The organism is Nostoc sp. CALU 546, assembly GCF_048836525.1.
The window spans coordinates 17773-32284 of sequence record NZ_JAWJTF010000071.1; the positions used below are offsets into that span (position 1 = coordinate 17773).

9 protein-coding genes are annotated in these 14512 nt (G+C 41.5%); 3 read left to right on the forward strand and 6 right to left on the reverse strand.

Features of this window, described 5'->3' with window-relative positions; all coding sequences use genetic code 11:
* Positions 1-72 precede the first annotated feature (72 nt).
* Positions 73-1431 carry a lipid-A-disaccharide synthase-related protein gene (locus tag RRG12_RS28025; protein ID WP_420761434.1) on the reverse strand — a complete coding sequence of 453 codons (1359 nt, stop codon included), beginning with the start codon at positions 1429-1431 and terminating at the stop codon, positions 73-75.
* A 139-nt stretch (positions 1432-1570) separates the two neighbouring features.
* On the opposite strand from RRG12_RS28025, the gene RRG12_RS28030 reads away from it, so the two are divergent.
* From RRG12_RS28030 to RRG12_RS28040, 3 genes are all read left to right on the forward strand, one after another.
* On the forward strand, positions 1571-3646 hold the full coding sequence (locus tag RRG12_RS28030) for a BamA/TamA family outer membrane protein (protein WP_420761435.1): 2076 nt from the start codon (positions 1571-1573) through the stop codon (positions 3644-3646).
* Positions 3647-4390: 744 nt separating this feature from the next.
* Positions 4391-6625, forward strand: a complete 2235-nt coding sequence (locus tag RRG12_RS28035) for a hypothetical protein (RefSeq protein ID WP_420761436.1) — start codon at positions 4391-4393, stop codon at positions 6623-6625.
* A 13-nt stretch (positions 6626-6638) separates the two neighbouring features.
* Positions 6639-8948, forward strand: coding sequence for a hypothetical protein (locus RRG12_RS28040; RefSeq protein ID WP_420761437.1), 2310 nt, complete (start codon positions 6639-6641; stop codon positions 8946-8948).
* A 179-nt stretch (positions 8949-9127) separates the two neighbouring features.
* Here the strand turns inward: RRG12_RS28040 and RRG12_RS28045 are convergent, their stop codons facing one another.
* From RRG12_RS28045 to RRG12_RS28065, 5 genes are all read right to left on the reverse strand, one after another.
* Positions 9128-10330: an FtsW/RodA/SpoVE family cell cycle protein gene (locus RRG12_RS28045; RefSeq protein ID WP_420761438.1), complete on the reverse strand. Its 1203-nt coding sequence runs from the start codon at positions 10328-10330 to the stop codon at positions 9128-9130.
* 257 nt (positions 10331-10587) lie between these two features.
* The gene (locus RRG12_RS28050; RefSeq protein ID WP_420761439.1) at positions 10588-12108 is read right to left on the reverse strand and encodes a sensor histidine kinase; all 1521 of its coding nucleotides are present in this window, start codon (positions 12106-12108) and stop codon (positions 10588-10590) included.
* Between the two features lie 10 nt (positions 12109-12118).
* Complete coding sequence (locus RRG12_RS28055; protein WP_069068898.1) at positions 12119-12670, reverse strand: heme NO-binding domain-containing protein; 552 nt, start codon at positions 12668-12670, stop codon at positions 12119-12121.
* A 325-nt stretch (positions 12671-12995) separates the two neighbouring features.
* The gene (locus tag RRG12_RS28060) at positions 12996-13730 is read right to left on the reverse strand and encodes a TenA family transcriptional regulator (protein WP_069068899.1); all 735 of its coding nucleotides are present in this window, start codon (positions 13728-13730) and stop codon (positions 12996-12998) included.
* Positions 13727-14497 (reverse strand): class I SAM-dependent methyltransferase, encoded by a 771-nt coding sequence (locus RRG12_RS28065; protein WP_069068900.1) that lies wholly within the window; start codon positions 14495-14497, stop codon positions 13727-13729. Before RRG12_RS28065 ends, RRG12_RS28060 begins: the two co-directional genes overlap by 4 nt.
* Positions 14498-14512: the final 15 nt, after the last annotated feature.

A 14512-nucleotide genomic window follows, 5' to 3' on the forward strand; every position in this document is an offset into this window, starting at 1 on the left:
TTAGGAGTTAGGAGTTAGGAATTTTATTTCCCCTCTGCCTCCCATGCCCAATTCCCAATTCCCAATTCCCATTCAAAATCTTTCCTGTAAACATTCTGCAATGCGTAGTGCGGCTCCCGGTTTACCCATGCGCCGCAGACCATTTTCGGCAATAATTTGCAAAATATCAGGATTTTTGAAGAGAGACTGTACGATTTGGGCAACTTCTGCTGGCTGCTCTACTAAAATCAAAGATGAGCCTAAAAGACGACTTTGAGCTTCAGCAAAGGCGCGGTTATACTGAGGCCCGTTACCGGGAATTGCGATCGCAGGTTTGCCTAAACCGATAAACTGTTCTGTGGCTGTACCTGCCATTGCGATCGCTATATCTCCCAAATGCAAGCAATCATTATAGGCTTGTTGGGTCAGCAGTAGATATGCATTCCTTTGTTTAAATGTCAAGATATTTGGATCAGCAATTTGGATAGGAGATGCTGATTCAGGTCGCCAGCCTTGGGATTGGACACTTTGGGATAAAATATTAGAGTCTAAGCCCGGAGCGATCGCACCTAAAAATACCATTGTGCCAGAAGTGTAAAATACCGAATCTCGCTCCTGGAAACTTGCCATCAACGCAGATACGGCAATCATAATTACTTCCCAGTTGTTGTATGCCTCTGGCGGACGGGAACCAGGAAGCAGAGTCACCATTAAAGGTCGAACTGTCTCTTGCTGTTGGCTATTCTGACTATAAAATTGTTGGCGTGAAAAAGTCGGTTCTAGACTATCCATCATCGGATTGCCCAAATTAAAAGCTGGAATTGACCATTGTTTTAATGTTTCCGTCGTCAGCCCATCTCTGGGGAACACCGCCTTACAACGGCGACGACTCATTAACCAACGTTCCCAAGGATGGTAAATTGAACCAGAAAAGTTTTCCCAACGCGCCTCTTTGGATTTCCGTGGTAATAATCCAGATTCATCGCGCACGTGATATTCAGATTTCGCTGTACCCACAAAAGCATAATTAGCGCCACTGAAAGTTGCAAACAACAGTGGGACAATATCTCCCACAGCTAAAATTGCTCTTTTATTGCCTAATTTTTTTTGAGAACTCACCCAACGGCGGACAGCTTTAATCTGGCTGAGGGTAAGTTGCAATAAACCACCGCGTACATCCCGCGCTAATTGGCGTCCATCCATATAAATAAAGCCGCCAGAAGGCATAGTGCGGACTGAACCAATGAGGGGAATATCTAACTGTTGGTAAGCCCGTCCTTCACCCACCAGAGGTAAAGCAAATATCTCTGGTGGGTTTGGTTGTCGTTGGAGTTCTTGCAAAATCCGAACTGCAATGACATCTTCCCCATGACCATTACTTAATACAAGTAACCGCAAAGGAGAAGTTGCAGATTGAGAGTTAGAAGCTAAGGATGACCGAGTATTACTCATAAGAAACAAAATATCAAAATTAACTGTCTGTTTGGGTAAGAGGTATAAATAGGGAAATCGGCGAAGAAGCTGGAAGTTAGTATTATCCCTATTCGCCAGCCTCTCTACAACTAACTCCCAGTTAATTAGGTTAAATATTATGCGAGTTTCTGCTACTGCTATTTTTACTTTAGCTACTTTAGCTGCTGCCAATGTGACTCAGCAAGCAACGGCTGCACCCACTAAAACCGTTACTCCAAACGAAAAAGCTGGTAACTTGGTAGTGCCGATAATTGAAGATACTCCCGCACGGGTAGAGACAATTGCTTCTCCAGAAACTATAGTTGCACAACAATTTTCTCAAAATCCCGTTACCGTACAAGCAGGTACAAACAAAAATTCCACAGTAGTCTTAAACTCAGCCAACAAGGGTAATTCTCCTGTAACACTTTCTCCAACTCCCTCTCTTTCCCCTCCATCCCCAAAAACCCCTACTACTGAGAGCAATTTAGTAGTTACAGCTACAGATGTACAGGTAGTGGGAGCCAATCAAGAATTGCAAGATATTATTCGTAAAGTAATTAAAACCCAGGCTGGTGGAGAAACCAGTCAAAGCCAGCTACAAAAAGATGTAACAGCAATTTTAGATACAGGTTTATTTAGCAATGTCAGTGTGAATAGCTTTAGCACACAAGCTGGATTGAATGTAGTTTATCAAGTGCAACCGGTGATTGTGCGATCGCTGCAATTATCTGGTGCGAAAGTCCTCACCTACCAAGTAGCCCAACAACAACTGCAATCTCAGATTGGAACCACTATCAGTCCGGCTGGACTCCAGCAAGGAGTAGCACAAATTAACAAGTGGTACGCCGACAATGGTTATAACTTAGCGCGGGTGCTATCAATTAAACCCAATTCTCAAGGCATTCTCACTGTGAATGTTGCTGAAGGCTTAGTGAGTGATATCAAGTTTCGCTTTGTCAACGATGAGGGTAAAACCATTGATAGCCAGGGGAATCCCGTCGCAGGACGTACCAAACCAGATTTCCTGCAACAGCAACTCAAGTTGAAATCTGGTCAAATCTTCCAAGAAAATGTCGTTAAACAAGACATACAGCAGCTATATCGTACTGGTTTATTTGAGAGTGTGAACGTTGCCTTAGAAGGAGATGCGACCAAACTTGATTTAGTTTACCAACTCAAAGAAACTGGGGCGCGTGGTGTTAACTTGGGTGGTAGTTACAATGCCGATCAGGGATTAGTAGGCACAATTAGCTATCAAGATCAGAATGTCGGCGGGATTAATGACACTTTAGGTGTGAATCTGGCTGTCAGTAGCCGAGACTTGCAGTTTAATAGCAAATTTATCAGTCCCTATCGAACAACTAACCCCGATCGCTTGGGTTACACTGTGAATGGTTTTCGGAATCAGGAACTTTCGGAAACCTTTGATGACAAGATTACCCTCGCTAACGGCGACAAAGTACGAGAAGGTCAAATTGGTGGTGGTGTCAGCTTACAGCGACCACTTGACGACTGGAACACCTCATTAGGATTAAACTATACCCGAACTAGTATTCGCGATCGCCAAGGTAATATTACCCCAAATGACGCTCAAGGCAATCCCCTCTCTGCCAGTGGAACTGGTGTTGATGACCTAACTACCGTATCCTTCACCGCCACCAAAGACCAACGGAATAATCCTCTCAATCCAACTCAAGGTTCCATTTTGAGTTTGAGTACAGAACAATCTGTACCCATCGGTGAAGGGAATATTTCCCTAAATCGCCTCAAAGCCAACTACAGCCAGTATTTACCAGTCCAGTTATTTAACAGCAAACAGCCACAAGTATTTGCAGTGAACGTCCAAGCTGGTACTGTCATTGGTAATTTACCACCTTACGAAAGCTTTAACTTGGGTGGTTCCAACTCAGTGCGCGGCTACGATTCTGGAGAAGTTGGAAGTGGTCGCAGTTATGTGTTAGCCTCCGCAGAATATCGCTTCCCCGTCTTACCAATCGTCGGCGGTGTATTATTTGCCGACTTCGCTTCAGACTTAGGTTCTGGTGATACTGTATTGGGAGATCCTGCGGGTGTACGAGATAAACAAGGTTATGGTTTTGGTTATGGGGCTGGAGTGCGATTAGATTCACCACTAGGCTTAATTCGGGCTGACTATGGCATTAATGACCAGGGTGAAAGCAAAGTCCATCTAGGTATTGGTCAGCGATTTTAATTTGAGTTCAGGCGTTGCGGAAAGTTAAATATATAGGAATCCGCTTTGATTTCTGAACTAATTTGCGTAGGCAGGCAATAGGCAATAGGCAATAGGCAATATAGGCAACAGTCAAGAAGGCTTCTTAGAGGTTGTTTGAAAAGTAGTATGTTGTGATTTTAATCGAATTATTACCCCCCTTAGTCTTCCCTTATAAAGGGGGGAAACAATAAAATCCAGTTCCCTCACGCCACATGCTTCAAGTCGGCGAAGCCGCCCAACGCAGTGGCTCCCCTTTATAAGGGGAGGGCTAGGGTGGGGTAAAAAAATTTTATACATCAATCATGACTTTTCAAACATCCTCTTAGTTGTACTGAGTTTTTTCAGAAATCAAATACGAGTCCCATACATTAATCCAAAACCTTTGTAGAGACGTAGCACTGCTATGTCTCTACATTACTTTTCACTCATCTCTCTCATTAGCGATCGCTTCTGAAAATAACTTTTATAAATTGACAAATTTATTACACAATATCTAATAATATATACATTTCAATAATCCAAGGAAAAAAGCTATTGTCAAGTTTTAACAGACATTAATTTTTTCATAGTGATAATCCAATACAGTTCAGATAAGACCAAAACACTTGTAGAGACGGCGATTTATCGCGTCTTCAAAGACCAATTACCTACACCAATAACCCTTAACTGAACCTTATTGAGTGATAATCATCCAAAATATAAAAAAATATTATAAATACTAGTATGGAAAAAAGTGTTATTAATGCCAGCTTTTCTACTCAGAATCTAACCTTTCGTCCAGGTGATACTCCAGTCTCCTTTGAGGTAACTGTCAATAATGATAGCGATCGCTTTGTCAATTTTCAGATAGAAATTACCGCCGCCGGGGAAACCCGGAACACAGGATATCGTTGGTATCGACTCGAACCAGAGGTAGCAGCAGCCAAGCCACCGGGCAGTAGTACCATCTTCCAAGTCTTTGTATTCAATACACCCATTCCGGGATTTGTCGGTACTGTCAACCTGATGGTGAATATTTTCTCACCACAATTAGCACAACAATCCAGACTTGTGCTACGTCTGAAAATTGAGCGAGACAACAGACCAACGCATTTAAGTGTAGAATTACCTGTGCGAGAGTTCCAAGTTTATCCCCGCAACTCTGTAGATATACCAGTACGAGTGCGGAATTTGGGGCAACAACCGACTGATGTAGTCCTACGTTTTACAGGCGTTGAACCATCGTGGCTAGCTGGCAGTGCAGAACGCCGATTATCCTTAGATCCAGGTGGTTTAGCAGAAGCGACATTTCAATGCCAACCTCCTTCTGTAGTCCAAGCACCTAGTCAAAATTACCCTTTTACTATTGAAGCTGTTAGCAATAATGGTTATCCAACTAATGCTGAAGGTAAGATTGAAGTTTTACCTGTAGGTTTTATAGACTTTACTACCACACAAAAACACCTTAAAATTCCTAGTAAATCGGCATGGTTGCCTGACTGGAAATCTGATACAGCTGCCTTTGAACTACTATTTAAAAATGCTAGCAATCTAAATCAGCAAATTAATATCCAGGTTCAAGGTAGAGACTGGCGAAAATGTAGTTTCAAAAAGCTTCCCGAAATTGCCAATCTTCATTTAGGAGAGACAAGTAAGATCATCCTTGATGTTAAAACAAAACGTCCTTGGGTCGGAATCGGTAAAACTTTGTTGCTGGAGGCTAAATCGGAATTATCCGACCAACGCTTAGGGAGTACAGACCCCGCCACGCAGACATTAGAAGTAGAGACTCTGCCAATTATACCTTTATGGCTACAACTGGCTGCGATCGCACTTTTAGCCGCACTCCTCGCATTAATACTGCAACCAAGAGATGTAATGCATACACGTTCTGTAAACTCAGTCCGTTTTAGTGGCATTGGTTTATCTGTGGTCAGTGGCTCAGATGATTGCACCTTAAGACTTTGGAGAATTGGCACTGATAGCTTAAACCCAGACGATACAGTAAGATACCCTGGGCAGCCTGTTGCCTGTGATAAACCGCAACAGCCCAAGGGTTTAATGGCAATTACCGATGATGCAGTACAAGTCTTACGTTTCATGCCATTACAAAACGATCGTGCTGCTGTTGGTTTAGATAATGGTGTAATTGAACTCAGAGATGTCCCATCAGGTGCAAAGATTAGCCAACTTCAAGACCTTAAAGATTCTAAAGCAAAAGGCGATCGCGTTTTTGACCTAGCTTTCACCTCAAACTCACTTAACTTATTCAGCGGTTATGGCAGTGGTAAAGTTAGATTGTGGTCAAGACCAGCGCCTAACAGCGATTTTCTGCCAGAACCGCAAGTTATCGATGTCCAAAGTACCTTGAAACTATCAGGTTTCCAAGTCCGGGCATTAAATCTCAGTCCAGATGCAAAAACTCTAGTAATTGCCGGAAACTTCAAGCGTTTCATTTTATGGCAATGGAATCCAACTCAGTCTGATAAACAATTCCCAGGTTTATCAGTGCAAAATCTAGAAAAACTAGACCCATTAGTTGGACGTGAAGACTATATTTGGGCATTGGCTTTTGTTCCTAACTCGGCAGAAAAAATCCTCGCAACCTCCGATTCTGCGGGATTTATTACGATTTGGAATTTAAATCAGTGCCAAACTGTCAAAAATCCGAATCCCCTTGAAAAAGTAAATGACCTCAATTGCTCACCACTAGACCGTTGGCCAGCATCAAAAACATCTGTGCGTAGTCTGGCATTTAGTGATGATGGTAGTCTCTTAGTAAGTGGTGGCGATGATGGACGAGTCATGGTTTGGTACTTAACCCCCGAACATAAGCTCGACAAAACAAAGGCCGCAGAAGGTACAAAAATCTACGAAAGCTCTAAAAAAATCAATAGTATCGACTTGAAAACTAATCAAGGAACCATGATTGTGAGTGGTAGTGAAGATTTTCAAGTCAAACTACATCGCATCAAATAAGGGAGTCGATAAGATGCAAGCTAAATTCAATCCACTGCAAGTTATTATCAACCCACCTGGAATTCAATTTGGGATGCCAGGAGATACCATTGAACTCTATGTTGTTGTGATCAATCAGGGAGATCAGAGTGCAGTTATTGACTTATATTTTGTTTTTGACGAAGTATTTCAAAATTTAACCGGTTGGTCTAGTTCTCCTAGAGAAAGTTTAGCATTAGCTCCAGGGCAGAATAGCGACGAAGTAAAATTTGAGTTTCAAATTACCGCAAATGCTTTCCCCGGAACCTATGACTATACACTAGTCGTAGATTCTCCTCTACATTATCCCCAAGATACTCCCATAACCTTCCCAAATCAAATTAAAGTTCTGCTAGCAGAACAGACTGCAATTCGGGTAAATGACCCGACATTTTCCATTAGACCGAACACCAACCCCAACAAACCGCTAATTTTTAATCCTGGTGAGCCTCTGCAAGTGGAGGTAATAGTAGACAATCGCTCTCATCTTGTAGATAGGTTCCGCTTGAGTTGCCCAGATTTAGACGAGGACTGGTTCACAATCAATTATCCGGCAACTGGATACGAGGGAACAGGATTGGTATCTGATGTCACTGCACTAGAACTCAACCCTGGTACTCAAGGTCAAATATTGTTGAAATTTCACCCACCTGGGGATACTCTTGCGGGAAGCTATTCTCCAACAATCCGCTTGTATTCAGAAAACTCTCCAGACTTAGTGCTGTTGGATTTGGTATACATCCAAATTCCGACAAATTATCGCCTAGATATAGAACTTCATACCATTTTGGGACAAGTTAGCCGTAGTCTTGGCAAGTACGAATTATCACTAGCTAACCGGGGTAATATTGTCCGTGAACTGATATTAAGCTTAAAAAGTCGGGATGAAGAAGAACTATATACTTATAAATTTGATCCTACTGAAGTAAGATTATTACCCAATAGAAGCGCAGTAGCCAATTTGACGGTTAAACCCAGACCTTGGTGGCGACGACCGTGGTTTGGTGCAGGGCTAGTAGTCAACTTTCAACTCGACATTAAAGACCCACAAAATTTACCCTTACCTAACACATTGCCTCAAGGAACTTTGGTATGGAAACCCCGTCCTTGGTGGCAATTTGTTCTGTTAATTTTAGCAGTCTTGGGGTTATTAGGAGGAATAGGATTTATCATTTGGCGAATTTTAAACCCCGATCCTTTAAGATTAGAAAACTTTAGTGCTAACAATCCTCGAATTACTGAGGAAGAGGATGAAGTCGCTTTAAAGTGGGACATTCACAATTATCAACAGTTGCAAAAGTTGGTTCTGACGGCCAAAGGTTCGCAACCTATTCAGCCTATTACTTATGACTTTAGCAATGGCATTCCTGAAACACTGGGCAAAGGAAGCGCTAATCAAATACCTCCTTGTCAGGTGCAAGATAAACAAGAACTAATTTGTAGCAATGTTAAAACTGGAGTGAAAACAAAAGGAAACTACACTTTTGAGTTACAAGCCTTTTATCGTAGTGGTATACAGTTATTTTCTCCCAATAACCAAGTAGCCAGTCAAACAACCCAAGTAGAAATAGCTGAAAAACAAATTGCTGAGGTACTTAGTTTCCAAGCAGATAAGCCACAGTATACAAAAGGTCAAAATATTCTTTTAAGCTGGGCAATTGCTCGGCCATTATTGTTGGCACAAGTTCAAATTGCTGGCAGTGCAGATGACGGTACATTATATAGTGAACCAATTACTTATAAATTTAATCAAGGTAATCTTGCAGACCCTAAACTTCAAAAGCTATGTACACAACAAAATCAACAACTGCGATGTACAAATATTCCTCTCTCAGCAAATAAAGCCGGAAACTTTGCCTTTGAAATCAAAGCTTTTCCCAACAATGGGAGTGATAAAATTAGTTCTAAAAAGACTGAATCAAAAATTGGAATCTTACCAAAACCATTTAAGATTGTCTCTTTCAGAATCAACGGTAGTGAGCAACCAAATGTTGTTCTCAACGAAGGCGAATCTGCTACTCTGAGTTGGAGAGTAGAGGGAGAAAATATTCAGGTTAAGCTTCTGCCATACGGCAATGACGTGAAACCACTTGACTCAATAAAGCTTCCAGTCAATCAAGCCTTCCCGCCTCAAATCGGACTGCTAGTGAATGACATATCTGGTAAGCAGCAACCCCAGCAAAGAGGATTTGCAATTACAGTTCTCAAAAAAGTAGAGCCTACTCCTATACCTAGCATTAACCCACTTGCGCCTGGTCTTCCATCCAACAGTAGTCCATTTAAGACTCCCTTACCTCTGAGGTAAGGCTTATCGAAAGCTATTTTGAAAATACAGAGAGGTGCGGCACTCCAATACAGTTCAGATAAGACCAAAAGACTTGTAGAGACGGCGATTTATCGCGTCTCAAAAACTTGTTGTCACAGATTATGGTGGGAGCCTTCTCTCCCATTTAGGTAAAATGTTGCGGTTCTGCCTCTTGATGCTCAATTTCTATTTTTATGAAAAGCTCTGCGTCTGCGTCCATTTTCAAACAGGGGTTTTCGCAACGGTACTACCTCAGCTTCACTACTCTCACGTGCTACCCGAATCAGCAACCCAGCAGCTATTAAGCTAGCAATCATGGAATTTCCACCATAACTAAACATGGGTAAGGGTAAGCCAGTAGTTGGTAGAGAACCTGTCGCAACACCAATGTGGAGCAAAGATTGTCCCACCATCAAAACCGTCACACCGATCGCTACCAATCGATGTACTGTATTTTTAGCCTTCAGTGCTACAACTAATCCGAGAGTGGCGAATGTAGCTAAAAGTGCCAACAACACCATACTGCCAACAAAGCCAAACTCTTCGGCGAACACCGCAAAAATAAAATCGGTGTCCTGAATTGGTAAATAAAACAGCTTTTGTTGGGAAAGCCCAAATCCAGAACCCCAAGTTCTACCAGAACCCACGGCTAGTAAACTTTGCACCAACTGGTAGCCATCTCCTGTAGCGTCCGCCCAAGGATTAAGGAATGACATTACCCGCTTACGCTGATACTCTTTAATACTAATACTGAGTAATGCCAACATCACTCCACCAATTGCTGTCCCTCCCAGATACTTGTAAGGTAAACCAGCCGCTAGAGCAATTAGCCAGATAGTCATACCGCAAAGTGCTGTTGTACTCAAGTTAGGCTGGGCAAGAATTCCTAAAAGTACCAGACCAAAAATACCCAACCAAGCCAAGCGAACCCGCCAACTGATTCGTTCCCACTGACCAAAAAGCCGCGCACTTTGCAGCACCAAAAAGGGTTTAATTAATTCTGAAGGTTGAATCGGAATTGGCCCGATCGCAATCCAACGTGCTGCATCAAAAGCCTTTTTTCCCAATCCTGGGATCAGTGTGACGAAAATTAACGCTAAAAACAACAACAAAAACCAATGGGCTAGCCCCAAAATTTTCTGCAATGGTAAATTTACAATAATATTGAATCCAATTAAGGAAACAAATACCCAAAGCACTTGACGCTTAAAGTAGTACAACCCATCATCATGACGACCGTCAGCAACAGGATAGGATGCTGAAAATAGCATGACCAAACCAACAAACAGCCAAACCAACGTTAACCAGCGCAACAACCGCGCTTCTAATCCCCAGTTGGAGACTGAACTATCAAAAATTGGAATCAGGCGGCGTAGATTCACGATCAGTACAGGTAAAAAGTTAGAAATTAGGAGTTAGAAATAAAACTCATAAATCATAACTTATAACTCATAAGTAGGCCTTACAACCATAAATCTTAGAGATGTCAACTTCAATACACCGTTAGTTGATATTTCTGACAACTGGCTTGGCTATGCCCACGGCTAGTATTAATACATGTTTGTAGTAGTTTTTTATACGCAAAATTATTAGGTTGAAGAATAATTCAGAGAGAAATCTGATCTAAGTCCTACTGAAATCAGAAATTAGGAGAGTCAGAATAAGAAAGTGTTGAGTCCCAATCCCCCACTGCAAGCATTTCTGAATTCTGACAATTCATAAAGCTCAACGATTTAATGCAATTAATTGCATGTTTATCCACAGACAAGGGAATTTCAATACAGAACTCAGTTCCTTGTCCAGGTTCTGATAAACATCTTAATGTTCCCCCATGTTTTTCAACTACAATCTGATAGCTAATTGATAAACCTAATCCTGTACCCTTACCTACAGGCTTAGTTGTGAAAAAGGGATTAAACAGTTGTTCTTTGACTGCTTCTGTCATTCCTGAACCATTATCAGCAATTCGGATCACACAGTTCGTTTCGATGACTTCTGTAGTAATTGTAATTGTATTGGGATTAGCATGAATCTCTGCGATCGCACGTTTACTGTTATAGCTATCGAGCGCATCGATTGCGTTACTGATAATATTCATGAATACTTGATTGAGTTGCCCAGCGTAACAATCTACTAAAGGCAAATTTCCATAATTTTTAACTACTTTAATCCCAGGATGATCAACACTATTCTTGAAGCGACTCTGTAAAATCAGCAAGGTACTATCCAGTCCTTGGTGAATATCAACTCTTTTCTTCTCTGCTTCATCAAGGCGAGAGAAATTCCGCAGGGACAAAACGATTTCAGAGATCCGTTCGGCTCCTACTTCCATAGAATTTAGGATTTTGGGCAAATCATCTAGTAAAAAATCTAACTCAATTTCCTTAATGTATTCTTGAATTTCTGATGCAGGATTAGCACAAAATTGCTGGTAAAGATTTACAAGCTTCAGCAAACACTGTGTATAATCTTTTGCATACTTTAAATTTCCGTAAATAAAGTTAACGGGGTTGTTAATTTCGTGAGCGACTCCTGCAACTAACTGTCCCAGACTGGACATTTTCTCAGCTTGGACTAATTGGGCTTGAGTTTGCTGTAGCTCCCGAAGAGATTTTTCCAATTTTTTAGACTGAGCCTCAGCAATTTCTGCTAAATTCTCCTTGATTTGTAGCGCACTTCGTAGTTGTGCTCTTTGCTGTTTCAGTTCAACCGTTAACTTTTTGGCATCAACCAAAGCAGTATTCTGAGCTTGCAGTAGAAACAGGAAATCAACTATTGGGTCGTGAATCGCAAAGTCTTTGAGTTTGATACCCAGAGGGGCCAGGCTAGTTGTATCTGTAATCCAAGGAGAACCTAAAAAAAATATCACCTCCTCCTCTGGTTGATACATCATCTGACCCTTGAGCTGCATTCCATTATGGAGAAACTCTAATATGAACAGGGCACGAGACTGCTTACTAATAGCATCAAAATCAACCAAAATTTTTGGACGATTAATCTGGAAATGCTGCTCAATCAATTTACCAACCAATGGTTCCGGACAAATGCGCCCGAAGACATCACCAGCCTGTACAATTTCCCGATTGCGGCTAAAGGCAAAATGGAAAGGAAAAGCTTTCGCCAGTAACTCTGGTGAAAGCGTAAGGTGAGGAGGAGCCATGCTACTGCACTCAATTTGGTTTATAAATCACTAAAAATTCATCATGTTCAGCACCTTCATCCCGACTCTGGGTTTGGGTAATATGAACTTCTGTATCAAACCTACTTCCTAATCCCTTGACTAGTCCAATAATCATTGGCGTTAGCCCTTCTCTATCAGAGCGATAATGTAAGCTTAGAGAATTTTCTTCCATATCAGTACATTCAAATGATGGGGGCTGGAGTTGGGGAAAACTAACTCCTACACGAGCATGAAGATTGTCAAGGTTTTCTAAAAACTCAGGTAGTGTATCTCCACTCATATCCATCATTTCGCCATAGCCTTCTTGGGCTGTGTACTGAACCCAGAACTCTCCAAAAGCTTGCATAATTTGTTTGGGAGATAAACTCAGAACGACACTAGCAGCTTTTACCAGTTTGTGGGTCATGTCATCGGGATAGCCTTCCATACTGAGGAAAACATCTACATCCACTTCTGCTTTGTGCTTAATTTCTTTCCAAGTCTCTTCGCCAAAGCGACTGCACACCATGTCTTGAATCGCCTTGTTCACTAATCCGTACATGGAAGCCTCCTCTTGCTGCACCTAATTTTGTTTTGTGAATTTGCCCAAGACTTGACAACTAATTTCTTAAAAGGGTTATTTAAATGACAAAACTTTCTGTAGTCAAAACTTGAAATATTTTTATGAGAGCTTTAAAACCGAAAAAATAGGGAAAACTGTTTGCATTTTAATACTACAAATACTCATGATTACAACCGTATTTTCACTTATTCCCTTTTCCAGTGAGTTTTGAGGATTTGTAGTAAGCACTTTAGTGCTTAAAAAATAATAACTAAAGTCCTCACTACAAACTTGGTCATCCATCAATTTAAGGTTGACAGACTAATTACAGCGATTCGTCCAAAGGCAACCATGAATCAGGATACAAGCTATATTTAGAGATTTGACGCTGAATTCCGTTAAAAAATTGGACACGGGCATCCATCGCTTCGGCAATAGCCAGCTTTACCTTGATATCCTCTTCATTCATGGTGATTCGAGGTTCAATCACTGCTGCTAGCTTTGCTGCATGACTATCATCTACATCAATATGGACTTCAAAAAAGATCAAGGATTCTTTGGGTAAAGGAGCAGCGCCAACTATTCCTTTGTATAGTTGCGTGTACAGTGAGCTAACAATTCCTTCGGAAGCATAACAGACAGCACCCAATGCAGCTAAATAGCCGTACTTATGTGGCATCTGCAAGTAGGTTTCAATAAGGGCGCGGGTTTCAGGTGCAGTGGGTAGTGCTGTCAGACTTTCATCGTGGATACCAAGGGCGCGGGTAAATTGACGAAATAATTCTGGGTGGGACTGAGTTATATCTCCCTGTCCCATTTCGTCAAATAGGTTTTCCAAAATGACTAACTGACTACTTTCATCTTCGCAGCAAGACAAAATGCTAGCCAAGATACGATTAAATTCTTTGGAAAATTTGTACATCTGAACCGCTAGTACCTGTATGTCTGGTAAAAATAAATTTCCAGTCCGACAGCGAGTTAAGAACTCATGATTCCATAGAGGATGATTAGCCGCTATTTCACGGAAGGAATTTCTCACTAAAGAAGATGTCTGTGTCATCGTGATATTTGTAAGGCTAGATGAAGGGGTTGATCAAGTAAGGGGCTAAAAAATGATTCATCTATTGCGATATGTTCTGGAGTCACACGCAATTCTTGTAAAATTGGCATCGTCTTGAAGCCAGCAATTTTAAGAGCATTAAAGTAATCCTCAAGAGTTTTGTGAATCAATTGCACATTTAGCCAAGAACCATCTCGTTTCCAAATACGACCAGGAAACTGCTGATCTCGCTTGCTAAAGTAGCCTGCACCCTCAACTTGAAAATAAAATGGATATGCTGCCTCCCGCATATATGGAAAAGATGGATGAGGCACGCTGAATACAAATCGACCACCCGGACGAAGAACGCGTGCAACTTCTGTCATGCATTCTTGGGTCTGAGCAATTGTCAAATAGTTAAATAGAAAGACTGCAACAACTAAGTCAATTTCGCCATCATCAAACTGCTTGAGATTAGTAGCACATCCTACTTCATAGCTAATACCCAATGTATCTTCTACTTCTTGCAAGTTTGCTGCTGCAATCATGCCTTGGGAAAGGTCTATTCCATGCACCTGTGCAGCATTGCGTCGGCGTAGTTCTCGACTGCAATAACCTTCTCCACAACCTATATCAAGTACTCGTAACCCAACAACAGGGTCACAAAGCTCTAGTACAAAAGGGCGGGCTGTAAAGTCTGATAAAGAAGTAGGTTCTCCTCTAATCCACTCTGATGCTGTGCGATTATATAAGTTTTTAGTTGAGCTTTTGTGATTCAGATTTGACATTTTTAATTATTTATT